The following is a 23,686-nucleotide window of genomic DNA, read 5'->3' on the forward strand; positions in this document are numbered from 1 at the left end:
CGGGTGATCCGGATTCCGGCACAGCGTCTGACCCTCCCTCTCGGTCCTTGGTTGTGCCTCCTTGCGCACGGGAGCGGTATCCCCGTGAAGTGTCAGCCGTGATTCAGCGCGAATTCATGAACTGGCCCGCCGATCACCTACAACCCTCGCTAAGGGGTACGGGCCAGTTCGTCAGCGTCACGACGGAACGCCCACCGCAACTCCGGTTCCATCACGCCCCGGAAGACCCGCCGGACGGGCGGGGTGCACAGCGCGGTCACGACGACCGCGGCGACCACCGACACCGTGACCTCGCCGAGCGGACCCCGCACCCACGAAGGGCCGTACCAGCCCCAGGACTTGGCGCCCTGCGCGACGAACCCGTGCAGCAGATAGCCGTAGAGCGTGCCCGCGCCCAGCGCCGTGAACCAGGTGCGGCGGCGCGGCACCCAGGCCAGGAAGCAGGCGACCAGGAGTGTCGAGCAGGCGAACAGGGCCAGCGTCATCAGCGGCCCTTCCCAGTCGGGGGCGCCGAGTTGATCCGCGCTCGCGTTGTGGAACAGCCAGGCGTAGTCGAAGCGCGGGACCGACCAGTACGCCACCGCGAGCGTCACGACGAACACCGGCACCGCCAACTGCCGTACCTCCGACCGCCGTACGAGCTGGAAGTGCTCCGGCTTCAGACACAGCCCGAGCACGAAGTACGGGAGGAACTGCAACACCCGTTGCAGATCAAGGTCGTTGCCGATCGAGGGGGAGAGCGTCGCCAGCATCGCGATGACCAGGGCGACGGGCAGCGGGTGGCGTACGTGCTTCCAGATCGGTGTCGTGAGCCGCCAGACGAAGAGCGCCGCCAGGAACCACGTCAGGTACAACGGGTCCAACAGGCTGATGGCGCGGTCGGGTTGGTGGTCCGTCCAGCGCGTGTAGAGCGTGTACGCCGTCTCGAAGACGACGTACGGCACGACAACTCCCCCCAGCAGCCGCCGAATCTGCGGCGGAGTCGCGCGGAAGCTCCGCGAGAAGTACCCGGAGATCACGATGAACGCCGGCATGTGCACGGCGTACACGAGCGTGTACAACGCGGTGACGCTACGGCTGCCCGAGCGCAGCGGCTCCCAGGAGTGGCCGATCGCCACCAGCACGATCGCCAGGTATTTGGCGTTGTCGAAGAAGGGGTCGCGTTGCTTTCCGGGGCCGCGCTTCGACGCGGTGGGCTCCGCCGTGGGGGCGGTGGGACCGGGGGACGACCCGGTGTGACCGTGGGTCCGGGTGGAGCCGGGGGTCTCGGCGGAGGCGGTGGGAGAAGCACGCATTCGGCTCGCCTCACCGCTCCGCGACGCTTCAAACATCTGGCACACCACTTTTTTCTCACCCACTTCTCGCCCACGTCAGGCCCTCTTCTTGCCTCCCGCGGGCAGCCTGGCCTGCCGGAACTCTGCCGGAGATCGCACAAGCGCCTGCCGTGCCGGCCGAGGCAGAGTTCGGACCATGACCGAAGTCGGTGAGGTGACCTGCCGTGCCGGGGCGCGCCGGGTCCTGTGGTTCTCCGTCGCGTTCGGGGCGGTGGGGGTGGGCGCCGCGGGGGCGTGGACGGCGTACCGGGGCCCGGACCCGCTGGCACTGTCCCTCGGCGGCTCGCTCGCGCTCATCGCCGTCGTCGCGCTCCACGTGGTCACCGCCCGGGTGGACGCGGACGCCCGCGGCCTGCGGTCCCGGACGCTGCTACGGCGCTGGAGCGTGCCCTGGTACGACGTCGCCGATCTCCAGATCCGGCTGCGGCACTCCACCGGTTCGCGGGGCGGGGAGAGCCGTAGGGTCAGCGTGCTGCTGCGGGACGGCCGCAGACGGACGCTGCCCCTGCCGGCCGCCGTCCCGTCCGAACTCGCCGCTTTCCACGAACAGTTGACGGCCCTGCGCGCACTGCACCACCGCTACGGGACCGACGTCCCGGAGTCGGCCCGCTTCCGCGTCGTCTCGGACCGTACGGCCGGGAGCGTGCCGGTGACGGCGGCCGTCTGGTGCGCGACGCTGCTGATCGGCGCGGGCGTGGCGGCGGCGTTCGTGTCGGACGTCGCGGTGGATCAGCGGGCCTGGGAGACGGCGGTTCCGTGCACGGCGGCGACGCCGGTCGCGGAGCGCGCGGAGTGCCTGACCCACACCTCGGCCGTGATCGCGCGGACCGACCCCAACCGGCCCAGGATCAACAGCTGGCTGTACTTCACCGACAACCGGCCGTTCAGGCGCCTGGAGGTCCCGGTCGAGGCCGCCGACGGGTTCCACGCCGGTGACAAGGTCCAACTCACCTTCTGGCGCCACGAGGTGAGGACGATCACCGGTTCGCGCTACGTCTGGCACCGGCACGTCCAGTCCGCCGGAGGGCAGGCCGTCATCGCGGCCCTCGCCGCCCTCGGCGCGGGCTACCCCGGAGCCATAGTGCTCCTGAGCCTGCGCAACCGCCGCCTCCCCGACGACGAAGTCCTGCCCTCCGCCCTGCCGTTCGCGTTCGTCGTCGCCGGTACGGCCCTGTGGCTGGTCCCCCTCTGCTACCTCCACCCCACGACCCTGTTCGCCTCCGCGACGACGATCACGTGGGCGACGGCGGGCACGCTCGGCACGGCCGCGCTCTGCGTCCGGGCCTGGCGCGCGACCCGAGTCCGCGTACCTGGACCGGCCGAAGTGCCCGCGGTTCTACCGGAGTTGGACGGGGAGGTGTTCGTGTCCGCGCGCTTCCTGGAGCACACCGACTACAACCCGTACTGCTTCGGCACCCACATCGCCCTCGGCGACGGCCCGCCCGCGGTGGCCCCGGGCCCGGGCCGGTTCGCGGCGCGCCGGATCCCGGTGGAACGGCTCACCGTCCGGACGGTACGACGGGTGCGGGGCGACGACGGCGACACCGTGCCCGGCGACTGGCACATCGCCGAACTCGACGACGGGGGGCGGCTGGTGAGGCTCGCGGCGGCGCCGGACGACTTGGCTCTGGTCCTGCGGGAGCTGAGGGTGGTGCACGAGCCGTCGGTGCGCGAGCCGTCGTAGGAAGGGAGGTCGAGGTCGTAGGAAGAGGGCGTCGTAGGGAGGGGGAGGTCCTAGGAAGGGGAGGCCGTAGAAGAGGGTTTTTGCCAGGAGATGGCATTCCCGCTGGTCAGCTTGTCACTCGCGGGAGTTATCGTCCGACCTGCTTGTTCACTCTTTTCACAGGAGCTTCATGCGCCTCAAGCAGGTCTCGCTCACGGCGGCGATATCGGTCCTCGCCGGGCTGACCACCGCAACCGTCGGCCTCACCGGCACTGCCGCCTGGGCCGACAGTACGGCCGCGCTGCCGTTGTCCCACTACGCGCATCTGCTGGTCGACACCGCTCACCAGCACCTCTTCTTCAGCCAGGGCGCCGGTTCGACCGACATCGTGGTGACGGACCTGGCCGGTGACCCCGTCACCACCATCACCGGCGAACAGGGCGCCACGGGGCTGGCGTTGTCGCCGGACGGCGGCACGCTGTACGCGGCGCTCGCGGACGGTGACGCGGTCGCCGCGATCGACACGGCGACGCTGACCGAGTCCGCGCGCTACCCGACCGGCACCGGCAGCGGGCCCGTGTCCGTCGCGGTGGCGGGCGGGAAGGTCTGGTACGGCGCCATGGCGGACGGCAGGGGAGCCGTCGGGTCCGTGGACCCGGCCGCCGCCGATCCGGTCGCAACACCCCAGTCCGTGCTGTCCAATTGGTTCTTCGCGCCGCAGATCGCGACGGGCGGCGGTGTGCTCGCGGCCGAGGAGACCGGCTCGAACATGACCGACGTGGCCACCTTCGACGTCTCCTCCGGCACGGCGACCGCCCTGACGCACCTGGCGGTCTCCGGTAGTCCGACCACCGGATTCCAGGTCAGCGGCGACGGCAAGAAGGTGCTGCTCGCCACGTCCAGCGACATCGTCCTGCGGGCCTACCGCACGGCGGACATGGCGATCGCCAACCCCGACGTGTACTGGGTCGGCGGAAACCCCTCCGGGCCCAACTCGCTCAGCCTCGACACCGACGGCACGATCGCCGTCGGCAGCACCCAGGGCTCGGCGCCCGGGGTGTACCTCTACGCGGGCACCCGAGACATCGAGAACTACGTCAAGTTGCCCGCCGGGACCCTGGCCCCCGACGGTCTGAAATGGGGAGGCGACGACGTGACGCTCTACGGCGTCACGCAGGACTCCTCGGGCGCCTACACCCTCAATGTGCTGAGCGGGCTCAAGCTCACCGACACCCAACTGGACCTGCGCCTCACGGGGTGGGAATCGGGACGGACATTCGCGGTTCCCACCCGCCCGTTCACGCTCGAAGGCTCACTCACCACCAAGGGCTTCGTCCCGGTCGGTGCGAAACTCCAAGTAAGCCGTGACGGAACGGAGTTGCCCGACGCGACGGTCGGCGCGGACGGCTCGTTCTCGATCACCGACACCCGGCCCGACGAAGGCGGGTACACCTACCAGGTGTCGTACGCCGGGGACGCGACGCACCGGCCCGTGACGGTCTCGCGCACGGTGAACGTGGCGCGGCTGTCGACCACGGTCGGCCCCCCGGAGGCCAGTTCGGCGAAGCCCCGCTCGGTGGTCTTCACCGGCACCCTGAGTTCGGCGGACTTCGGCACCTTCCCCCAGGGCACGACCCTCCAGGTGTCCCGGACCGACAAGGACACCCAGGAGACGGTCCAACTCCCGTCCGTCACACTCGATTCGACCACCTCGCAGTACACGGTCACCGACGCCCCGGGCACCACGGGATGGTTCACCTACGACGTCTCCTTCGCGGGCGACGCCACGCACCAGCCCTCGACCGTCGAGCAGTCCTACATCGTCTCGCCGTACACCCCCACCCTGACGCTCAAGGCCCCGACGACCGCGACGCGCGGCGCCGCGCTGACCTTCGGCGGCACGCTCGGCGACGCCCCGTACCCGTCCGGTGAGACGGTCACCGTGTCCCGCACGGACCTGGCGCAGACCTCAACTCCCGTCGCCTGGACGGTCCCTGTGGGTACGGACGGCAAGATCACGGTCAAGGACACCCCGTCCGTCGGCGGCGCGAACACCTACAAGGTCGACTACCCGGGCGACGCCACCCACCAGGCGGCCACGGCCTCCTCGACCGTCCAGGTGTCCCGCGCGGCGACGGCCGTCTCCGTCACCAGCAACGAGTCGACGTACACCTACGGCGCGACGGCGACCGTCACCGCGCACCTCGGCACGACGTACAACGGCCGTACGGTGTCGATCTACGCGACGCCGGCCGGCGGCAAGAAGACGCTGGTGAAGACCGCGGCCGTCGACAGCAAGGGCAACCTGAAGGCGACGTACAAGCTCACCCACAACACGACGTTCACGGCGTCGTTCGCGGGCGACTACCGCTACGCCCCGGCGACGGCGACCCGTGCCGTCCACGACCAGGTGGGCATCGCCGAGAAGCTGGCCGGCTACTACACCAGCACCAAGTACGGCACGGTCACCTACCGCGTCTACCACCACACGGTGAAGCCCCAGGTGACCGGCACGGTGACCCCGAACAAGTCCGGCCAGTGCCTGCGCTTCCAGGCCCAGGAGTACTACAACAAGGCCTGGCACACGCTCACTACGTCGAGCTGCTTCTCCTTGACCACGGGGAGCGCCGCGACGACCGGGTTGAGCCTTACGAACGCGGTCGATCAGAAGTTTCGGGTGCGGAGTGAGTATGTGGCGGGGGCGAAGGATGGGAGCAATGTGAGTACTTGGGGTGGGTGGTTGTACTTGACGGTCAGGAAGTGATGCTCAGGGCGGGGGAGTTGGGGACCTGAGGTCGGGAACCGCTTGTTGGGAACCGGCGGTTGGGAGACGACCGGTGTCGGCCGGCGCCGGTTCGGTCCATGAACTCCCCGGGAGTCACTGCCAGTTGACGACGATGCGGTTCAGCGGGGTGTCGAGGGCGAAGAGGCCGGGGCGCTGGTCGGTGGCGGGGGCGTCGAGCGGCTGGATCTCGAACGTGGCTTTGCGGTGGCGGTATTCGCGGTCCCAGGTGCGGATGGCGTCGGCGACCTTCGTGACCAGCTCGTCGCTGCCGGGACCGTGGCCGATGACCCCGAACTCCCAGAGCTTGCCGCCCTCGGGGGTCTTCTTCTCCGACGGGCGCCGTGCCAGGTAAGTGACGGCGCCCTTGTCGACGACGGCTGTTGAGGAGGGGTAGGGGTCCTCGGTGAGCAGGTCGCCCTTGGCGCTCTGGGGGAACAGCATGCGGATCAGGCCGCAGGGGAGGGAGCAGGTGACGAAGAGTTCCATCCACTCCGGTGACTCCATGGCCTGGACTGTCATGCCGGTCCATTCCTCGGTGCGCGGGTGGTCGAGGACTCCGGCAAGGGCGTCGGCATTGATGTTCAGCCCGGCGGGGGCCTGCAGCCGTACCGTCCCGTCCGCGCTGAGCGGGATGACACGGCGGTCGTCGTCGGCGATGCCTCGCCTGAGCGGCATGAAGGTGTTCATCTGGCTGTCGAGGGAGACCCAGCGGTCGTCGCGCTGTTCGTAGGCGATGGAGCGGGAGACCGTGCCCTTGAGTCGCTGGGGGACGAGGAGCCGTCCGCCGGGGGCGAGTTGCCGCAGCCAGGCGTGCGGTACGCCGTGGGCGCCGACGGTGGCGATGATGCGGTCGTACGGTGCTCCCTCGGCGTAGCCGAGTGCTCCGTCGCGGGTTACGGCCTCGACGTTGGTGATCCGGGCGGCGGTGAGGTGTGTGCGGGCGCCGTCCACGAGGTCGTCGTCGACGTCGAGGGTGGTCACGTGTCCGCTCTCGCCGACCAGGTGGGCGAGCAGGCCGGCGTTGTAGCCGGTACCGGCGCCGAGTTCGAGGACGCGCTGGCCGGGTTGGACATCGAGCTGGTCGAGCATGAGGGCGACGACGCTGGGCTGGGAGGCGCAGGAGATCGATGTGCCGTCGGGGTCGTACTTGATGTGCACCGGTGCGTTGGCGTAGGCGACTTCGAGCGAGGCGTCGGGCACGAACACGTGGCGGGGTACGATCCGCAACGCGGTCTCGACGGCGGTCGTGCGGGCGTGACCCTCCGCGCGAAGCTGGTCGACCAGGGCGTTGCGGAGGCGCTTGGCGTCCGCCGCGGGAGTGGTGATCGTGTCGGTGTTCACCGCGCCGACGCTATCGACGACGGCGTTTGCCGTGCCGGTCGACGCGGTGTTGTCACTCGTTCCCATGACTACCTCTCGTGCGATGTTGAACAGTGCGCTCTGGTCGTTCCGGGGGAGACCGGCGCGGTTGGCGTGGAAGATCACGTGGTCGGCAGGATCTGCGGGGCGCGGGTGACGTGGGCGCTCTCAGGCCGTCGCCGAAAACTCCGACTACGGCCCGAAACCGGCTGATCTTCGCGTCACGGCGTTCCGCCCAGTCTTCAGCGGTTCGTCGTCCGTCCTGGTGTCCCTCGCGTCGGCGGTGGCGGTCTCAGGAGGGCAGCGGCCACTGGGGGCCGTTCGGATGGCCGAGCCAGACCACCTGTTCGTTACGGGAGACCGTGACTCCGAACGCGGCGCGGTTCGGTGAGCCGTGCTTCTCCCAGGTGGCGACCGCCGACTCGACCGCGTCCCAGAGACGGCGCGGGCCGCCCTGGCGGACCTGCCAGCCGCTGTCCGTGGCGGTGAGGACGGCGAAGGAATCGGTGACGCTGTCCAGCACGAACATGGCGGCCGCACCGTCGTCGCCCGGCAGAGAGAAGAACCGGGCGTCCGGCGCCGCGAGTTGCGTCATGAAGGCCGGGCCGGAGGTCGTAAGAACGCTTGGCCCGTACGTGGCTTTCCGCTGCGTTCCGTCGTCGGGCCCCGGGATCACGCCGAGGCTCGCCGGCGCGTCCTGCTGGCGGGCGATCATGAAGCTCGGGTCGTCTTCGCTGAACCAGCCGCTCGCGCTGTCCCCGCTGACGACCAGCTTGACCAAGCCCAGGGAGCGCATCCACCCACGGAGGGTGGTGAGGATGACACCGCCGGTCACCACCTGCTCCAGCCAGGCGGGCGGGATGTTCCGGAAACCGCACGTGGCGATCAGCCGGTCGTATGGGGCGCCGCCGCGGTCGCCGGTGCGGCCGTCCCCGACCAGCAGGTGAGGGGTGTGACCGGATTCGGCGAGAGCCGCACGAGCCTGCCGAGCCACGCCCTCGTCCGTCTCGATGGAGGTGACGTTGCCGCTGCCGAGGCGGTGGCACATCAGTGCCGTCGAGTAGCCGGTGCCCGTCCCGATCTCCAGTACCTTCATGCCCTCGTGCACATCCAGGTCTTCGAGCATCCGCACCACGAGGCTCGGCAGCGTGGAGGACGAGGTGGGGGCCGCATTGCTGATCGGCTTCGGATCGGCCCAGTCGATGTCCCGGCCGTCGAACTGGGTCATCCAGGTCGCGTCGGTGTAGACGAGCCGGAGCCATTCCTCGTGGCCGACGGTCTCCTGGGTGACCGGCTCCCACTGGGTGATTCCGGGGGCGTCGCTCTCCCGGTAGAAGCGTGGGACGAAAACGTGGCGGGGAACGGCCTCCACAGCGGACCGCCACTCACGCGACCGCAACCAGCCACCTTTCTCCAACTGGTCTGCAAGCTGCAGTCGAAGGCCTCCTGCGGCCGCCTCGACGTCGGGCTCAGCTGACACGAAGTCCTCCTTCCAGGAGATCTGCGAGTGCGGCGGTCATGGGCAGGTCGGTCGGAGGCTCCATCCATGCCCACTGCCCTGAAGGGTTGCACTCGATGAAGACCCACTCGCCGGGTTCGGTCAGAGCGAAGTCGAACGCACCGAAAACAAGACCGAAGTGCCTGAGGTAGGCGCGCATCGCCCGCTCGACTTCCGGGGGTGCGGTGACGGGTGTGTAGGTGTGGGTGCTGTAGTCCGTGCGCCAGTCGAGGAGCCCGGAGTCGATGCGTACGGCGAAGGTGCGCTCGCCGATCACCGTGACCCGGATGTCCGCAACCTTGTCCACACGCTTCTGGAAAAGGTGCATGGTGCCGGTCACAGAGTCGTCGATCTCGTCAGCGGTCACCTCGGTCACGGGAACGGTCTGGGCCTTGCCGTCGACAAGGTAGAGCGGAACCGAGAGCGGTTTGAAGATGGCCGGGCCGTGTTCCTTGAGGAACGCTCGGGCATCATCAGGCACATTGGTGATCAGCGTGGGCGGCAACACGAACCCCACCACCGCCGCTGCGGCGAGGCCGGCCGGTTTGTACTCGGCGTCGCCGATCCGGTTGGGATGGTTGACGTAGAGGCAGCCCGGCAGCGAGGTCAGGATGCCGCCGAGGCCGTAGCGGGCCTGGGCCGCGGCGAACCGCTCGTCCTGCTTGTCAAGGTGCGGGAAGGTGAATCCGGAGGGTCGCCGGTAGTACATGGCTCGCGCCGAGCCCAACTCGGCGCGCCTGCTGGGGGTTTGCACGCTCCCCCGCCACCTGTCGGTGTCCCCGATGAAGGCGGAACACGACAGGGTCGCGGGAAAGTCACCGGAGTCGAACCGCACGACCGGGACACCCCGGTCGTGCAGCTCGGCGATCACGAAGTCCGCGGTCGGGTCGTCGAGGTTCGTGACGACCAGGACCGGACGATCGTCGTACGACACCGGAGTCACTGGTCGGTGTCGTTCCCGGTGTCGCTGTCCGGGGAGTCGCTGCTGCGGTCGCCCTGACCTGTGGTGCCGGTCGCCGGGTTCGTACCGGAGGACGTGCCGTGCCCCGGGGACATGGTCGGAGCCCCGGAGGCGTCGAAGTATCGAGTGGTCTGCGTCGCCGGGTCCAGCTCCACCCTCGCGTAGCCGGGGACTTCGACGGGCGGGTACGGGGCGATACGGCGCAGACCCCACGGGGCGGCCGTCAACTGCCCCTGCGGCAGCGGGCTGCCGGTGGGGAAACGATCCATGTGACTGAACACGGTCTTCCTTTCGTAGTGAGAGACGGGAGTGGTGCGGCTTTCTTGCTTGCTCAACTGGAGCTGTGAACCGTCGGGGGGGAGTGCGCTCAGGTCTGTTCGACTCCAGTGGCCGAGATGGTCGATCCGGCCGCCTGGCAGTCGGGTATGCAGACCCAGAGTCGGAACAGGAAGCCTCGGTGGCACACGTCGCCCAGCACCCGGCCGCTCGCTCCCAACCACCGGGCACAGAAGGCACAGTCCATGGCCATCTGCTGGCGGGGCCGGAGGCGGGCGACGTCCGGGAGAGGCAGGGTCATGGCGGCCGGGGTGCTCACTCGTCGCCCTCGATGCCCTCGATGAGGAGTTCGGCCCAGACCTCTTTGCCCCACGGACGCTTGCCCGAGCCGTGCAGGTCATAGCCCCAGCGGTCGGCGACGGCGTCGATGAGGAACAGGCCACGCCCTGACTCGTCGTCGTCATCCGGCGGACCGAGAACCGGCAGGCGCGAAGGTGCCCGGTCCACCACCCCGACCCGTATCCGTTCCGCGCTCGGCCGCCCGACCTTGAGTCGGATCGAGTGGCACGAGGTGTGCCTGACGGCGTTCGCGATCAGTTCCGAGATGATCAGCGCGGCGCGGTCGGCGAGGTCGTCGAGGTGCCATACGCCGAGGGCGTCACGAACGAGCTTGCGGCCGATCTCGGCGGTGGACGGCGCGCACGGGAACGTCTGGCTGTAGGCGGGGTGGCCGGTTGGGGCGGCCTGAACTGGCGTACTGAGACTCGTCATTGAGGTTGAGCCTTCGTGTTGTCTCGGCGCCCGACCCGCCCCTCGCAGAACTTCAGGGGCGGACCAGGCCGTCAACAGCCGCCCGTCACAAGTGGGGAGGTGATGGGCGACCAGCACTCAGACAACTCCCTTTCACAGCAAGCTGGTTAGGGCGATCGGGCGTTCATCCGACGGCCCGACCTAGGGCGATTTGACCATCCGTTTACCTGGCGGGCGCGGGGCCGTGAGAGCTACCGTGCGGACATGGACACCACGCGCAACACCGTCCTGGAGGAGTGGATGGCCGAACACGGCTACAGCTCCAACAGCCTTGCGGACACGGTGAACAGGGCTTTAGAGCGACTGACCGGCAGACCCGGCGGCCTCGACGGATCATCGGTCCGGGGCTGGAAAGCGGGCCGGGTCAGATGGCCAAAGTCGGCTACTCGCAAGGCACTTGAGGACGTCAGCGGTCTGCCTGCCGTCGCTCTAGGGTTCGTGCCAGGGGGCCGGGCTCGGCCCACCCCAGCCCCACCGCAGCAGGAGGACCCCGACATGAAGCGCCGTACTCTCGTCGGCGGCATCGCGGCGGCTGCCGCAGCAGTAGCCGCGCCCGGTGCCGCCTCCCCGCGTCGTATCGGCATGAGCGACGTCGACCGCCTCCAGAAGCGCTTCGCCGAACTCGTCGCCAGCGACCACCGTCACGGCGGCCAACTCGGCATCGAGCACCGGGCCGCCGCACTCGCCGACGAAGCGCTCAACCTCCAGAACGCCGGTAGCGCCACCCAGCGCGTACGCAGCAACCTCTACGCCTCCGCAGCGGCGTTCCGTTCCTCGGCGATGTGGGCCGCGATCGACGGCCGTCGCTACGACGACGCCAAGGCGCACATGCGCGAGGCCCAGGCCCTTGCCGAGATGTTCGGAGACCAGGCGATCAAGTTCCGCATCTGGAGCCACGCCGGCACCATGTACCGGCACATGGGCCGCCCAGCCGACGCGTTCGCGGCTAACGACGTCGCCCGCAACCTCCACCTCACCCGCCGCGACCCCTTGTTCGCGTCCCTCGGCCTGGCCCGTCAGGGTGCCATCCACGGCGCGGCGCACGACCACACCGGCACCCGCCGCGCATTCGAGCAGGCCCAGGACGCCATGCTGCGAGCCGACCCCACCGACTACCGCCCCGTGTGGATGCTCGCCTTCTACGACCAGGCCGAACTGGACCACTTGGCACTGTCCGCGTACCTAGCACTCGGCGACTACGCGACCGCCGAGTTCCACGCCCACCGCTGCCTGTCCGCACTCCGGCCCCACATGGCTCGGTCCCGCGCCATCACGACGACCCGACTTGCCCACGCCCAACTTGCCCAGGGCGCACCGGAAGCCGCGACGATCACCGCGATGAAGGTCCCCGCGGACGCCGCCACCCAGCACGCCAGAGTCACGCGCATGCTCCAAGAGTTCGGTGCTGCACTGCGCGCCACCGCGCCGGGCAGTACCACCGTGCAGACGTGGACCGAGCACGCCGCCACCTGGAGGATGGCCGCATGACCACGGCGCCCGCCATCGAACTGCGCACCTTCACCACCCTCGACACCGTCCGCGGCGACCTCCTCGACGTGTACGCCGAGGTGCGCGCCCCGCTCCTGCACCTGCCGAACTACGCGGTCACCGCGTTCGGCGAACGCCTGGACCGACACGGCACCGAGCCAGGGTTCGTCGCCGTGCTCGCGTACGCGGACGGCCATCCGGTCGGCTACGCCTACGGCAACACCATCGAGCACGGGGACCGGTACTGGCAGCGCACCAGCCCGGCGCCGGCGGACAAGTACACCGAGCGTCCGGCCGTGGCGTTGAAGGAGATCGGCGTCAGGCCGGCCTGGCGGAAGACCGGCACTGCCCGCCGTATCCACGACGCCTTCCTCACCGCACGCGCCGAACCGTTCGTCACGCTCATGGTCAACTCGGCCGCTGGGGACGGAAAGGTCCACGCGCTCTACGAGTCGTGGGGGTACGAGGACATCGGGCAGAGCCAGCCGTCACCGGCCTCGCCGGTCCTTACCGTAATGATTCGCGCCAGCCACTGACTGCTTCACGAACGAACGAGCCGCCGCCCGATTCTCCACTCTTGGCGGGCAGCGGCCGCCTCGCCGGTTACTACTTCTCTAGCCCTCCTTGGGCCCCGCCTGCTGCACCACCTCGAACGTCCACAACGTCGAGTCCGTCGCGGCAGGCCTCGGCCGCTCACCCTGCGGGGAACCCTCGGCGGATCCCTGCGTGCCGCCCTCCTGGGCCGCGCCGCGGTGGGCGGTCTGTCCCATCCCCGACATCCAGTTCTGGAAGTCCTCCTCGGCGCGCCAGCGCGTGTACACGAGGTAGGTGTCGGTGCCCTCGACGGGCCGGAGCAGTTCGAACCACTCGAAGCCGTCCGAGCCGTCCACCGTTCCGGCGCGGTTCGCGAAGCGCTTCTCCAGCGTCTCGCGCTGCTCCTCGGGGACGGTGAGTACGTTGATCTTGACGATGCTCATGGGGTCATTCTCCCAGTCGGCGTCGGCCCGGTTCCGTCGCGGGTCACCCGGCGCACCAGGTCCACCCAGGTGGCCTGGAGCCGGGCGACCGGGATGCCGCAGCCGACGTGCAGATAGTCCCCGGTCTCGAAGTTCGCGAAGGCGAGCAGCGCGTGGGCGAGCATGTCGGGGTCCGCGTCGACTCCCGCTTCCCGGAGGAGAGTTGAGACGTGCTGGTGGAAGGCTCGCCCGGTCCCGGAGCCGTACCGGCGTTCGTGCACGACCTGGCGGCCCAGCGCGGCGCCCAGGTCGGCGTCGGCGGCGACCCGTTCGATCAGGGCACTGCCGAAGGCTGTCAGCCGGTCCCTCGCGGGGGCGCCGGGGCCCAGGGGTGGCGGGCCCGAGGTGTACGCCTCGTGGAAATCGGCCTCGGCCTCGCCGAGCAGCGCGAGCAGCAGCCCGTCCCGGTCGCCGAACCGCCGGAACAGCGTGCCCTTTCCGACCCCGGCCGCCTCCGCGACCTCGTGCATCGTCACGTGCTCCGCGCCCCGCTCGTCCACCAGCCGGGCGGCGGCCTCCAGCAGCCGCACCCGGTTGCGGGCGGCGTCGGCTCGTTCGGCGCGCTCGGCGGGGCTGCCGTCCGGTGCGTCGTCGGATGTCATGGTCGCGGTCAGACGCGGCTGAGCATCGCGAGGACCTCGTCGTACGCACCCTTCGACTCGGCGTCGCGCACGAACCGGGCACGTTCCACGACGAGTTCCTTCGCGTCGGGGTTCTCCCGCAGCAGGTCGAGGGTCTCGGTGAGGAAGTCGTCCAGGGGCATGGAGTTCTCGTCGTCCTGCTGGCCCAACAGCGTGGTGCGCACGCCCGGCGGCGCGACCTCGATCACCTGGACGCCGGCGTCGGCCTGTGCGAGTTGCACCCGCAGGCTCTCCGAGAAGGAGTGCAGCGCGGCCTTGGTCGCGTTGTAGGTCGGGGTGATCGGCAGCGGGACGAACGCCAGCGCTGAGGTGACGTTCAGGACGGTCGCGTCGGGCTTGCCGGCCAGCAGGGGCAGGAAGCCGTACGTCATCCGGATCGTGCCGAGCAGGTTGACCGTGACGTGGTCCTCGGCGACCGGGAGGGACGCCGGGTCGAGGAGGTTCTCGCGCAGCATGATGCCGGCGTTGTTGACCAGCACGTTCAGCTCCGGGTACGCGGCCCGGGCCCGCTCCGCCGCGCGAGCGATCGACGCCGGGTCCGTGACGTCGAGGGCGAGCGCCTCGACGCCGGGGTGCTCGCTCGTGATCCGGTCCAGCAGTTCCTCGCGGCGGCCGGCGACGATCACCTTGTTGCTGGCCTCGTGCAGGCGCAGGGCCAGACCGAGGCCGATGCCCGAGGTGCCGCCGGTGATCAGGACGGTGTTGCCGGTCAGTTTCATGGGGGTCTCTCCTCGGAGGTCGTCGCTGGTCCGACCGTAGGAGCGGCTGGGTGGGGGCGGGAGAGGAAGAGTTATCCATGGATCGGGGATCCCTGGCTGGGGTGACGGAAAGCGGCGACGATGGAGGTCACGGACGGGAAAGGGCGATGGCGGGCATGGAGAAGAAGGAGCTGGCCGAGTTTCTGCGGCGGAGGCGCGAGGCGCTGCGGCCCCATGACGTCGGGCTCGTCGAGGGTCCGCGGCGGCGCACGCGGGGGCTGCGCCGCGAGGAGGTCGCCCAGCTCGCCGGCATGTCGACCGACTACTACGCCCGCCTGGAGCAGCAGCGCGCCCCGCAGCCGTCCGTGCAGATCACCACCGCCCTCGCCCGGGCCCTACGGCTCACCCCGGACGAGCGCGATCACCTCTTCACGCTCATCGGCCACAACGCCCCGGTCCGCTTCCAGCGCTCCGAGCACGTCAGTCCGGCGTTGATGCGGGTTCTGGAGCGGCTCAACGACGACACCCCGGCGATCGTGCTCACCGACATGGCCGACACCCTCGCCATGAACCCGATCGCCACCGCACTCCTCGGCGACCAGACGCGCCATACGGGTCTGGCCCGCAGCGCGTACTACCGCTGGTTCACCGACCCCACCGACCGGCTGGTGTACCCGGAGGAGGACCACCCCCGGCACAGCCGCACCCAGGCCGCCCGCCTCCGCGCCGCACTCACGGCGGCCCCGGGCAGCGACCCCAGGGCGGCCCGGATCGTCGCCGAACTCCACGAACGCAGCCCGGAGTTCGTCCGCGTGTGGGAACTCCAGGAGGTCGCCCAGCGCTACGGTGAGAGCAAGACGATCCTCCATCCCGCCCTCGGCCGTATCGACGTCGACGCCCAGGTCCTGTTCACCGAGAACCGCGCCCAGACCCTGGTCGTCATGACCGCCCGCCCCGGCACGGAGAGCCAGGGCAAGCTCGAACTCCTCTCCGTCATAGGGCATCAGCAGCTCACCCCCTGACGCCCCGCCTGAACTGCCGTCACCAGCAAGCTCGTTGGGGCCCCAGCGACGCCACAGCAGTCCGCACCCACGCCCACCGTCACGAACTGACATGACCCCGTGGGCGGTTGTGCATCGAACGGCCGCCTCCAACCGCCCTCTTTCGGGTGATCTGCGAGCTACATAACAGACGTAACGTTTCCTCACTTCGCCCGCTGAGCTGCGCGTTTGTCGAAAAAAGCCCCGAACTGGTCACGCGTTCGAATCGCGTCACGCCCCCGCCCGGATCTTGATCCGATCTACAGTCGTGCACGCTCGTCCAAGATCACTTCCCCATCGAGGCGTGTGTGACCTTCCGACTGCCCAGCGCAGCCCCGCTCTTGAGAACGCCGCAGACGGCCGTCCTTGAGGGCATCGCCGGTTTCGTCCCCCCGGACGCGGTGCCGAACCACGCCCTGCCCGCCGCGTGGGACGTCGACGACGCCTGGGTCCGCCGCCGCACCGGCATCGGCGAACGCCGCCGCGCGGCACCGGGCGTGACCACCGGCGACCTCGCGCTGGAGGCGGCCGGCCGCGCGCTCGCGGTCGCCGGCGGCCCTCTGGTCGACGCCGTCGTCGTCGCCACCTCGACCCCCGACCGCCCGATGCCCGCCATGGCCCCCCGCCTCGCCACCCGCCTCGGCCTCGGCGAGATCGCCGCGTGGGACGTCTCCGCCGCGTGCAGCGGTTTCGTCTACGGCCTCGCGGCCGCCGTCGGTGCTCTGACCTCGGGGTGTGCCGACCGTGTCCTGCTGGTCGGGGCCGAGGTGTACTCGACGCTGCTCGACCCGCAGGATCGTTCCGCCGGAATCGTGTTCGGCGACGGCGCCGCGGCGGTGGTCCTACGGCGCGGTGAGCGCGAGGAGCCGGGTGCCGTCCTGGCGCTGGACCTCGGCAGCGACGGCTCGGGCGACGAGCTGATCCAGGTGCCCGGCGGCGGTGCGCAGGAGCGTTCCCGCCCCGGCGACTACGGCCCGGACGACCGTTACTTCCGTATGCGGGGGCACGAGGTGTTCCAGCAGGCGGTGACCCGTATGACCCAGTCCGCCCACACCGTGCTCAAGCGCGCGGACTGGGCGGCCGAGGATGTGGACCGGTTCTGCGCCCATCAGGCCAACGCCCGCATCCTGTCCGCCGTCGGCGACCGCATCCCGGTCCCCGGCGAACGGCATGTCACCAACATCGCGCGCGTCGGCAACACCGGTGCCGCGTCCATCCCGCTGGCCCTGTCCGACGCCGCCGCGCGGGGTGAACTCCACGCGGGGGAGCGGGTGTTGCTGACCGCCTTCGGCGCCGGGCTCACTTGGGGCTCGGCGGCCCTGGTGTGGCCGGACCTGCCGAACGTGCCGCACATCGACACAACCGGCGCGGATACCGCAGCCGTAGCCACGGCCGACCTGGCCGTACGCGCCGCCAACCCGGCCGAACCCGCTATCGACCCGGCTGTACCTGCTACCGATCCGGCCCTGCGGACCCGGATCGCCTGACACCAGCCTCGCCTGAGACCAGCTTCACCTGATACCAGCCCCGCTCAACATCTGCCTCGCCCAACACCAACTCCCCCTGACACCCCCCTTGCCCGTCCCCGGGCATGCCTGTCGCTCGCCTCCCCGAGTCGTCCGCTACGCAAAAAACAGGTCGGACGACTCGGTTCCGGAAAACCGGCTCACCCCGGCTCACCCCGGGTTCCCCCTCACCCCGAAGACCCCCTCCCCCCGAAGTCCCGCTCGCCCCACCGAAAGGACCCCCATGTCCCCCGTCCAGACCGCCGTGACCGCCGTACTCACCGAGAAGTTCGAGGTCAGTGCCGAGAGCATTCGGCCGGAGGCCACCCTGGAGAGCCTCGATCTCGACTCCCTCGCGCTGGCCGAACTCGCCCTCGCGCTCCAGGAGCAGCTCGGGGTTCCGGTTGCGGAGGAAGAGGCCGCCAAGCACAGCACCGTGGGCCAGCTCGTCGCCGCGCTGAACGCCAAGCGGGAGCGATGAAGGCGGCGTCCGCGCCCGTGTCCGTCACCGGCCTGGGGCTCATCACCCCGGCCGGGGTCGGTCGGGAGGAGACCTGGAAGGGGGTTCTGAGCGGGCGGTCCGCCGGTGCCACGGACCCCGAACTCAAGGGCTGTGCCGTGGACTTGTCCTGCCGAATCCCGCTGATGACCCCGGAGCAGGCGCGGATCGGCGGCGGCAAGGCATGGCGGATGGGCCGGTTCAGTCAGCTCGCCGTGCTCGCGGCGCGCGAGGCAGTCGCCGACGCCGGGCTCGACCCGGCCGGGTGGGACGGGGCGCGGGTCGCCGTGGTGATCGGGTCGGGGCTGGCCGGGGCCGCGCATCTGGAGGACCAGACGATCCGCCATCACCAGGGCGGTCCCGAGCTGGTGTCGCCCGCGCTCGTGCCCATGCTGATCTCCAACATGGCTGCCGGGGAGGTGTCGTTGGACCTCGGTGCGCATGGTCCGTCCCTGGCGACCGAGACCGCGTGCGCCTCCGGGGCCAGTGCCCTGGCCGTGGCGCGGGGGCTGTTGCTCGCCGGGCTGTGCGACATCGCGGTGGCGGGCGGCGCGGAGGCGGCCGTCACTCCGGTGATCACGTCCGGCTTCCAGCGGATGGGCGCGCTGTCGTCCCGCGTCGACGAACCCGCCGCCGCCTCAAGGCCGTTCGCGGCGGACCGGGACGGGTTCGTGATCTCCGAGGGGGCCGCGATCCTCGTCCTGGAACGGGAGGCGGACGCGCGGGCGCGGGGAGTGCGGCGGTACGCCCGGCTCGCGGGCGCCGGTCAGACCTCCGACGCGCATCACCCTACGGCCCCTGCACCGGGGGGAGTTCACGCCGAGGCCGCGCTGCGGGCCGCGCTCGCGGAGGCGGGACTTGGGCCTGCCGACGTCGATCACGTCAACGCGCACGGGACCTCGACCCCGCTCAACGACCTGACCGAGGCGGAGTTGATCGCGCGGGTGCTGCCGCACCGGCCAAGTGTCAGCGCCGCCAAGGGAGTTCTCGGGCACAGTCTCGGCGCGGCCGGTGCGATCGAGGCGGCGCTCACCGCCCTCACCGTCCACCGCTCCACCGTCCCGCCGATCGCCAACCTCACCCCGGACAACCTCCCCTTCGACCTGGACTGCGTCACGGGCGAACCCCGCGGCCAGCGCGTCCGGGCCGCCGTCAGCCACTCCTTCGGGTTCGGCGGGCACAACGTGGTGCTCCTCCTCACCGCCGAGGACTGACGACAACTGACCGCGGGCTGACCCGGATTGAAGTGAAGAGGGCCCAATGACCGTTCACAGCACCATCGTTCACGCCACCGTCCACATCCCCGAGGGACGCCAGACCGTGGCCGCCGTGGAGGACCGGTTCCGGGCGGGCAGCCCCGCCGTACCGCTCTCGCGCGGGGTGCTCCAGCGCATGTACGGCCTGGCCGAACGCACGGTGGCCGACGACCTGGAGCAGCCCTCCGACCTGGCCGCGCACGCGGCCCGGCGCCTGTTCGAGGACACCGGCACCGAACCCGGCGCCGTCGACCTGCTCCTCTACGCCGGGATCCTCGCCGACATGGAGGAGCCGGCCACCGCCCATGTCGTCGCCGACAAACTCGGCCTGGGCTGCCCGGTGTTCGACCTCAAGAACGCCTGCAACGGAGTCCTCAACGCGCTGGAGGTCGCCGACGCGTTCATCAGGAGCGGGCAGTACCGGCGGGTGCTGGTGACCACCGCCGAGGTCAGCACCCGGGAGAGCCGCTGGCAACTGGACGACCCCGCCGACCTGTTGACCGCGCTGCCCAGCCTCAGCACCGGCGACATGGGCTCGGCCCTGCTGGTGGAGGCGGGTGACCGGCCCGGCATCCTCGGCTCCCGCTTCTTCGCCAACTCCTGGGGCTGGCGCGCGGCGACCCTCCCCAACCCGTACGCGCAGCACCGCACCCTCGGCCATCTCCGCATCGACTCCGCCCAGTTGGTGGGGTCGTTCGAGGGGCTGCCCGGCAAAGTGCGGGGCGCGCTACGGGAGTTGGGTGTCCGGGGCGACGACCTCGACCTCGTCTGTGTGCACCAGCCGTCGGTGCCGTTCACCAGGGTCGTCTGCGACTGGGTCGGCGTGGACCCGGGCCGCATCCTGCCCACCTTCCCCACCCACGGCAACGTCGCGACCAACACCATCCCCCTCCAGCTCGCCGCCGCCCTCGACAGCGGCCGCCTCCAACGCGGCGACCTGGTGGGCATGTTCGGCTTCGCGAGCGGGGCGAGCGCGGGGGTGGTCGTGTGCCGCTGGTGAACGCCGCCGCCCATCACGACAACCCCCAGCCCCCGACACCGTACGAACGTGAAGGCACAAGGCACCATGACCCCGACCTGTACCTCTCCCCGCATTCCACCCCTCCCGCCCGCCCAATGGCCTCCGGTCCTACGGTCGTTGCTCGCCGACTCCCGGCAGGACGGCCCCGGGCGGGAGAACCTCTTCGGCACCCTCGCCCACCACCCGGTCCTCGCGCACGCCTGGCTCTCCCTCGCCCGCGTCCTCACCCACGAGGGCACCCTCGGCCACCGCAGACGGGAGTTGATCGTGCTCCGGGTCGCGCACCGGCTCGACGCGTCCTACGTCCACGGTCGGCATCGCACCTCGGCGGCGGACGCCGGACTGACGGGCGGGGAGATCGACGCGACGGCGGCCGACCTGGACGTCCACCCCTGGCAGCCGGAGGACCGGGACCTCCTGGAGGCCGCCGACCTGCTGGCCGCCAACTCACCAATCCCCGGCGGCCTTTGGGACCGCCTCGCCGACGCCCTCACCCCCGAGCAACTCGTCGAACTCCTGGTCCTGGCCGGCCAGACCGCCACCATGTGCACCACGCTCAACACCCTCCGCACCCCCTCCGACCGGCGCCCCACCCTCACCGTTCTCCTGGAACGGGACCGCTGTTGCAGCGCGGGTCAGTGCGTGGGCGTGGCGCCCGAGGTGTTCGAGCAGGACGAGTCGGACGGCCGGGTCGCGCTGCTCGTACCGGAGCCGGACGCGCGGTACGCCGACGAGGTGCGCTTCGCCGCCGACCTGTGCCCCAGCGGCGCCATCACGCTCGTCGACCACGAGGAGACCGCCCACCCATGACCGCGACCGTGACTGCCCTCAACCTCCCGGCTTCCTACGGCAGTTGTCCCTTCGACCCGCCGCCCGCCTACACCGCCGCCGCCCGCGAGGCCGCCGTCACCCGTGCCGTACTGCCGGACGGCACCCCGTGCTGGCTGGTCACCGGGTACGACGAGGTACGGGCCGTGCTCGCGGACGCCCGCTTCAGCGCGGACGCGCGCACACCGGGGTTCCCCTTCCTCTCTGCCGGACAGCGTGAACTGGCCACCGCCAAGCCGAGTTTCATCCGCATGGACGACCCCGAGCACGCCCGCCTGCGCCGGATGGTCACCAAGGACTTCCTGGTCAAGCGCATCGAGGAACTGCGCCCCGGCATCCAGGACATCGTCGACCGGGCCGTGGACCGCATGACCGAGGACCGCACCTCGGCCGACCTGGTCGCGGACTTCGCCCTGCCGATCCCGTCGCTGGTCATCTGTCTGATGCTCGGGGTGCCGTACGAGGACCACGACCTGTTCCAGTCGCTCAGCCGCACCCTCCTCGACAACCGGACGACCCGACCGGAGGCGGAACACGCGCACGCCCAACTCATGGGATACCTGGCCGAGTTGGCGGAGCGCAAGCGGCGCGAGCCCGGTGACGACATCCTCAGCCGGCTCGCCGCCCGCGACGATCTGACCGACCAGGAGACCGCGTCACTCGGCTTCCTCCTTCTGGTCACCGGGCACGAGTCCACCGCGAACATGACGGCCATCAGCGTGCTCGCTCTGCTGCGCCGCCCCGACCAGGCGGAACTCCTGCGCCGACAACCGGACTTGATGCGCGGTGCCGTAGAAGAACTTCTCCGGCACCTCACGATCATCCACCTCGGTCTCGGCCGGGCGGCGACCGAGACCGTGCGGGTGGGCGAGGTGACGATCCCGGCGGGCGAGGCCGTGATCTGCATGCTGTCCACGGCCAACCGCGACGAGCAACTCTTCGCGCCCGGCGCCGACTTCGACCTCACCCGCGACGCCCGCCGCCATGTCGCCTTCGGCTACGGCATCCACCAGTGCCTGGGCCAGACCCTGGCCCGCGTGGAACTCCAGATCATCCTCACCACGCTGCTACGACGCCTGCCCGCCCTGCGCCTCGCCGTCCCCGCCGACCAACTCACCTACAACCAGGACAACATCGTGTACGGGGTGCGGGAACTTCCGGTGAGCTGGGACTAGTTCAGGGTCGGTCAGAACACCCGGCCCAGGTCCTGCTGCACGATCGTCCGCATGCTGTGTTCGGCGAGAGCGGCGATCGTCATGGACGGGTTGCAGGCGCCGGTGGAGCCGGGGATGCGGGCGCCGTCGAGGACATAGAGGCCCTTGTGGCCTAGGACGCGGCCGTAGAGGTCGACGGCGTCTCCCATCGGCACTCCGCCCAACGAGTGCCAGGTGGACGGGGCTTGGGCGTTGGTGTCGATCATGAGGCCGCCGCCTGACGTGGCGATGTCCTGCATGCGACCGGCGATCAGTTCCTGGAGGGCGGCGTCCGTGTCCGTCGGCCAGGTGAGGACCGCGTCGTCGGTCGAGGCGTCGTAGGCCCAGGTGCCCGCGCCGTCGACGATGCCGAAGCCGACGACGGTCAGGGCCGTAACTCCGGTCTGCTGTATGGGAGATCCGGCGTGCACGACCGTCAGCGGGATCGCGCTGCTCGGGTCGCGGCCGCCGACGCAGGCCGGGCCGCCCTGTTGGGTGCCCGCGTCGCCGGTCGGGTTGATCCAGGCCCAGATGCGGTCGCCGTTGTTGCCCCAGCCGGTGCCGATGGCGTCGGGCAGGTCCGGAATCAGGTTCTTGGCACGGGACTTGACCAGGAGGCGGGTGGTGCCGGGCGAGCCAGCGTTGAGGAAGACGGCGTCCGCCGTGATCCGGATCTGCTCCTGGACGGTGCCCGCCGTGTCGATGCGGTCGACGGACAGCACCCACTTCTTGTTCGCGTCCATCGCGAGGTCGCGCACGATGTGCAACGGCGCGACCTGCACCAGGCCGGTCGACTCCGCCTGTGCGAGATAGGTGACGTCGATGGAGTGCTTGCCGCCGTTGTTGACGCCGAAGGCGATGTCGCTGGTGGTGTAGGTCGGGTCGTACAGACCCTCCAACTCGCCCCGGACGTATGACCAGTCGATGGGCAGCGGGACCTTGAACGGGGTCAGGCCCGCCTTCGGTGCGATGTCCTGGAAGAGCCGCGAGGACTTGTAGGGGTCGGAGGCGAGGACGTCGTAGGGGATGGTGGAGATGCCCAGCATCCGGGAGACGGTCGGGTAGGCCCAGAGGTCGAGGTCGTCGTAGAGGCCTGCTGCCTGCGGGATGGAGGTGGCGAAGTCGGCCTTCGTGGGCTGGAGGGTCATGCCGTGGTACATGATCGATCCGCCGCCGACCGCCGCTCCGCACATGGCGGTCATGCCGTTTCCTACGACGGCTTCGAGCACGCCCGTGTACGGGGTCCAGGTCTGGGTGCCGCCGCCGACGATGGCGTGGTCGGTGAGCCAGGCGGAGCGGTTGTCCATGTTCGCGAAGCGGCAGAACGTCGTCGCGTTCGGGCCGGTCGGCCAGCGCTTTCCGCGCTCCAACACCAGGGTGGAGACGCCTGCTTGGGCCAGTCGTAACGCGGTGACTCCGCCGCCGAATCCGGTGCCGACGACGACGGCTCGTTCGCGCAGTTCGGTGACGGCGGGCGCGGTCGCCGCCCGTGCCCTGGGGATGCCGGCCACGGTGGCCGCCGCGCCGAGTGCGGTCGCGGTGAGCAGGCTGCGGCGGCTGAGGTGGGGGGTGGGGGTGGAGGTGCGTTCGGGCATGGGGGGACTCCGGCAACCGTAGGGGGAGTGCGAGTCGCCGGGAGCGTAGCGCGATTGGACATGGCATTGTCAACAAACGGAAATGTAATTCTCCCAAGGGAGAGGGGTGTTGTCGTCGCGTGGTGTGGCGGTTCGGGGTGGGTCCGTCCGAAGTCCCGTGAATCCGATCACCCCCAAGTGTCCGATCTGTACACTCCGTTACCCGTCAGAACCGTGAGTG

At 70.2% G+C, this 23,686-nt stretch carries 21 protein-coding genes and 1 pseudogene; 11 read left to right on the plus strand and 11 right to left on the minus strand.

The window, feature by feature from the left end:
* Positions 1-149 precede the first annotated feature (149 nt).
* Entirely contained in the window at positions 150-1,295 is a 1,146-nt protein-coding gene (locus ACIBK4_RS44190) for an acyltransferase family protein (RefSeq protein WP_399004727.1), read from the minus strand.
* Positions 1,296-1,470: 175 nt separating this feature from the next.
* On the opposite strand from ACIBK4_RS44190, the gene ACIBK4_RS44195 reads away from it, so the two are divergent.
* Together ACIBK4_RS44195 and ACIBK4_RS44200 are read left to right on the plus strand one after the other, a co-directional pair.
* Complete coding sequence (locus tag ACIBK4_RS44195) at positions 1,471-3,018, plus strand: PH domain-containing protein (RefSeq protein WP_399004729.1); 1,548 nt, start codon at positions 1,471-1,473, stop codon at positions 3,016-3,018.
* A 169-nt stretch (positions 3,019-3,187) separates the two neighbouring features.
* Complete coding sequence (locus ACIBK4_RS44200; protein ID WP_399004731.1) at positions 3,188-5,761, plus strand: hypothetical protein; 2,574 nt, start codon at positions 3,188-3,190, stop codon at positions 5,759-5,761.
* Positions 5,762-5,875: 114 nt separating this feature from the next.
* Here the strand turns inward: ACIBK4_RS44200 and fxlM are convergent.
* The 6 genes and pseudogenes from fxlM to ACIBK4_RS44230 all read right to left on the minus strand — a co-directional run.
* Positions 5,876-7,276, minus strand: a pseudogene (fxlM, locus tag ACIBK4_RS44205) (methyltransferase, FxLD system); the annotation flags it as partial.
* Between the two features lie 157 nt (positions 7,277-7,433).
* Entirely contained in the window at positions 7,434-8,621 is a 1,188-nt protein-coding gene (gene tgmC, locus ACIBK4_RS44210; RefSeq protein WP_399004733.1) for an ATP-grasp peptide maturase system methyltransferase, read from the minus strand.
* Positions 8,611-9,582: an ATP-grasp ribosomal peptide maturase gene (tgmB, locus tag ACIBK4_RS44215; protein WP_399004735.1), complete on the minus strand. Its 972-nt coding sequence runs from the start codon at positions 9,580-9,582 to the stop codon at positions 8,611-8,613. Before tgmB ends, tgmC begins: the two co-directional genes overlap by 11 nt.
* Complete coding sequence (gene tgmA, locus ACIBK4_RS44220) at positions 9,579-9,881, minus strand: putative ATP-grasp-modified RiPP (protein ID WP_399004737.1); 303 nt, start codon at positions 9,879-9,881, stop codon at positions 9,579-9,581. The genes tgmB and tgmA overlap by 4 nt, the downstream gene beginning before the upstream one ends.
* An 86-nt stretch (positions 9,882-9,967) precedes the next feature.
* Positions 9,968-10,177 carry a hypothetical protein gene (locus ACIBK4_RS44225; RefSeq protein WP_399004739.1) on the minus strand — a complete coding sequence of 70 codons (210 nt, stop codon included), beginning with the start codon at positions 10,175-10,177 and terminating at the stop codon, positions 9,968-9,970.
* A 14-nt stretch (positions 10,178-10,191) separates the two neighbouring features.
* Complete coding sequence (locus ACIBK4_RS44230; RefSeq protein ID WP_399004741.1) at positions 10,192-10,647, minus strand: ATP-binding protein; 456 nt, start codon at positions 10,645-10,647, stop codon at positions 10,192-10,194.
* Positions 10,648-10,890: 243 nt separating this feature from the next.
* Here ACIBK4_RS44230 and ACIBK4_RS44235 point away from each other — a divergent pair, with 243 nt between their 5' ends.
* Both ACIBK4_RS44235 and ACIBK4_RS44240 read left to right on the plus strand, forming a co-directional pair.
* Positions 10,891-12,174 (plus strand): XRE family transcriptional regulator, encoded by a 1,284-nt coding sequence (locus ACIBK4_RS44235; protein WP_399004743.1) that lies wholly within the window; start codon positions 10,891-10,893, stop codon positions 12,172-12,174.
* Entirely contained in the window at positions 12,171-12,710 is a 540-nt protein-coding gene (locus tag ACIBK4_RS44240) for a GNAT family N-acetyltransferase (protein ID WP_399004745.1), read from the plus strand. The genes ACIBK4_RS44235 and ACIBK4_RS44240 overlap by 4 nt, the downstream gene beginning before the upstream one ends.
* Before the next feature lie 78 nt (positions 12,711-12,788).
* Here ACIBK4_RS44240 and ACIBK4_RS44245 read toward each other — a convergent pair whose 3' ends face one another.
* From ACIBK4_RS44245 to ACIBK4_RS44255, 3 genes are read right to left on the minus strand one after another with little or no spacing between them, the layout of a single operon-like run.
* The gene (locus ACIBK4_RS44245) at positions 12,789-13,151 is read right to left on the minus strand and encodes an antibiotic biosynthesis monooxygenase family protein (RefSeq protein ID WP_399004747.1); all 363 of its coding nucleotides are present in this window, start codon (positions 13,149-13,151) and stop codon (positions 12,789-12,791) included.
* The gene (locus tag ACIBK4_RS44250) at positions 13,148-13,792 is read right to left on the minus strand and encodes a TetR/AcrR family transcriptional regulator (RefSeq protein ID WP_399004749.1); all 645 of its coding nucleotides are present in this window, start codon (positions 13,790-13,792) and stop codon (positions 13,148-13,150) included. Before ACIBK4_RS44250 ends, ACIBK4_RS44245 begins: the two co-directional genes overlap by 4 nt.
* Positions 13,793-13,800: 8 nt before the next feature.
* Positions 13,801-14,550, minus strand: a complete 750-nt coding sequence (locus tag ACIBK4_RS44255) for an SDR family oxidoreductase (RefSeq protein WP_399004751.1) — start codon at positions 14,548-14,550, stop codon at positions 13,801-13,803.
* Positions 14,551-14,705: 155 nt separating this feature from the next.
* Here ACIBK4_RS44255 and ACIBK4_RS44260 point away from each other — a divergent pair, with 155 nt between their 5' ends.
* The 7 genes from ACIBK4_RS44260 to ACIBK4_RS44290 all read left to right on the plus strand — a co-directional run bounded on the left by ACIBK4_RS44260 (position 14,706) and on the right by ACIBK4_RS44290 (position 21,853).
* Complete coding sequence (locus ACIBK4_RS44260; protein ID WP_399005044.1) at positions 14,706-15,551, plus strand: helix-turn-helix transcriptional regulator; 846 nt, start codon at positions 14,706-14,708, stop codon at positions 15,549-15,551.
* Positions 15,552-15,877: 326 nt separating this feature from the next.
* On the plus strand, positions 15,878-17,056 hold the full coding sequence (locus ACIBK4_RS44265; RefSeq protein ID WP_399004753.1) for a beta-ketoacyl-ACP synthase III: 1,179 nt from the start codon (positions 15,878-15,880) through the stop codon (positions 17,054-17,056).
* Positions 17,057-17,318: 262 nt separating this feature from the next.
* Positions 17,319-17,555 carry an acyl carrier protein gene (locus ACIBK4_RS44270; RefSeq protein ID WP_399004755.1) on the plus strand — a complete coding sequence of 79 codons (237 nt, stop codon included), beginning with the start codon at positions 17,319-17,321 and terminating at the stop codon, positions 17,553-17,555.
* Positions 17,552-18,787, plus strand: coding sequence for a beta-ketoacyl-[acyl-carrier-protein] synthase family protein (locus ACIBK4_RS44275; protein ID WP_399004757.1), 1,236 nt, complete (start codon positions 17,552-17,554; stop codon positions 18,785-18,787). Before ACIBK4_RS44270 ends, ACIBK4_RS44275 begins: the two co-directional genes overlap by 4 nt.
* Before the next feature lie 46 nt (positions 18,788-18,833).
* On the plus strand, positions 18,834-19,829 hold the full coding sequence (locus ACIBK4_RS44280) for a 3-oxoacyl-ACP synthase III family protein (RefSeq protein WP_399004759.1): 996 nt from the start codon (positions 18,834-18,836) through the stop codon (positions 19,827-19,829).
* 48 nt (positions 19,830-19,877) lie between these two features.
* Positions 19,878-20,660 carry a ferredoxin gene (locus tag ACIBK4_RS44285; RefSeq protein ID WP_399004761.1) on the plus strand — a complete coding sequence of 261 codons (783 nt, stop codon included), beginning with the start codon at positions 19,878-19,880 and terminating at the stop codon, positions 20,658-20,660.
* Positions 20,657-21,853, plus strand: coding sequence for a cytochrome P450 (locus ACIBK4_RS44290; protein ID WP_399004763.1), 1,197 nt, complete (start codon positions 20,657-20,659; stop codon positions 21,851-21,853). Before ACIBK4_RS44285 ends, ACIBK4_RS44290 begins: the two co-directional genes overlap by 4 nt.
* An 11-nt stretch (positions 21,854-21,864) precedes the next feature.
* On the opposite strand, the gene ACIBK4_RS44295 is transcribed toward ACIBK4_RS44290, so the two are convergent.
* Complete coding sequence (locus ACIBK4_RS44295; protein WP_399004765.1) at positions 21,865-23,466, minus strand: GMC oxidoreductase; 1,602 nt, start codon at positions 23,464-23,466, stop codon at positions 21,865-21,867.
* Between the last annotated feature and the right edge of the window lie 220 nt (positions 23,467-23,686).

The sequence above is a fragment of the Streptomyces sp. NPDC050528 genome (assembly GCF_044457795.1).
In the GTDB taxonomy this organism is placed as follows: Bacteria; Actinomycetota; Actinomycetes; order Streptomycetales; family Streptomycetaceae; genus Streptomyces.

Bases quoted from the DNA above. Each gene is read 5' to 3' on its own strand.
- ACIBK4_RS44190 (WP_399004727.1), bottom strand. From the start codon at position 1,295: ATGCGTGCTTCTCCCACCGCCTCCGCCGAGACCCCCGGCTCCACCCGG.
- ACIBK4_RS44195 (WP_399004729.1), top strand. From the start codon at position 1,471: ATGACCGAAGTCGGTGAGGTGACCTGCCGTGCCGGGGCGCGCCGGGTC.
- ACIBK4_RS44200 (WP_399004731.1), top strand. From the start codon at position 3,188: ATGCGCCTCAAGCAGGTCTCGCTCACGGCGGCGATATCGGTCCTCGCC.
- ACIBK4_RS44225 (WP_399004739.1), bottom strand. From the start codon at position 10,177: ATGACCCTGCCTCTCCCGGACGTCGCCCGCCTCCGGCCCCGCCAGCAG.
- ACIBK4_RS44230 (WP_399004741.1), bottom strand. From the start codon at position 10,647: ATGACGAGTCTCAGTACGCCAGTTCAGGCCGCCCCAACCGGCCACCCC.
- ACIBK4_RS44235 (WP_399004743.1), top strand. From the start codon at position 10,891: ATGGACACCACGCGCAACACCGTCCTGGAGGAGTGGATGGCCGAACAC.
- ACIBK4_RS44240 (WP_399004745.1), top strand. From the start codon at position 12,171: ATGACCACGGCGCCCGCCATCGAACTGCGCACCTTCACCACCCTCGAC.
- ACIBK4_RS44245 (WP_399004747.1), bottom strand. From the start codon at position 13,151: ATGAGCATCGTCAAGATCAACGTACTCACCGTCCCCGAGGAGCAGCGC.
- ACIBK4_RS44250 (WP_399004749.1), bottom strand. From the start codon at position 13,792: ATGACATCCGACGACGCACCGGACGGCAGCCCCGCCGAGCGCGCCGAA.
- ACIBK4_RS44255 (WP_399004751.1), bottom strand. From the start codon at position 14,550: ATGAAACTGACCGGCAACACCGTCCTGATCACCGGCGGCACCTCGGGC.
- ACIBK4_RS44260 (WP_399005044.1), top strand. From the start codon at position 14,706: ATGGAGAAGAAGGAGCTGGCCGAGTTTCTGCGGCGGAGGCGCGAGGCG.
- ACIBK4_RS44270 (WP_399004755.1), top strand. From the start codon at position 17,319: ATGTCCCCCGTCCAGACCGCCGTGACCGCCGTACTCACCGAGAAGTTC.
- ACIBK4_RS44275 (WP_399004757.1), top strand. From the start codon at position 17,552: ATGAAGGCGGCGTCCGCGCCCGTGTCCGTCACCGGCCTGGGGCTCATC.
- ACIBK4_RS44280 (WP_399004759.1), top strand. From the start codon at position 18,834: ATGACCGTTCACAGCACCATCGTTCACGCCACCGTCCACATCCCCGAG.
- ACIBK4_RS44290 (WP_399004763.1), top strand. From the start codon at position 20,657: ATGACCGCGACCGTGACTGCCCTCAACCTCCCGGCTTCCTACGGCAGT.
- ACIBK4_RS44295 (WP_399004765.1), bottom strand. From the start codon at position 23,466: ATGCCCGAACGCACCTCCACCCCCACCCCCCACCTCAGCCGCCGCAGC.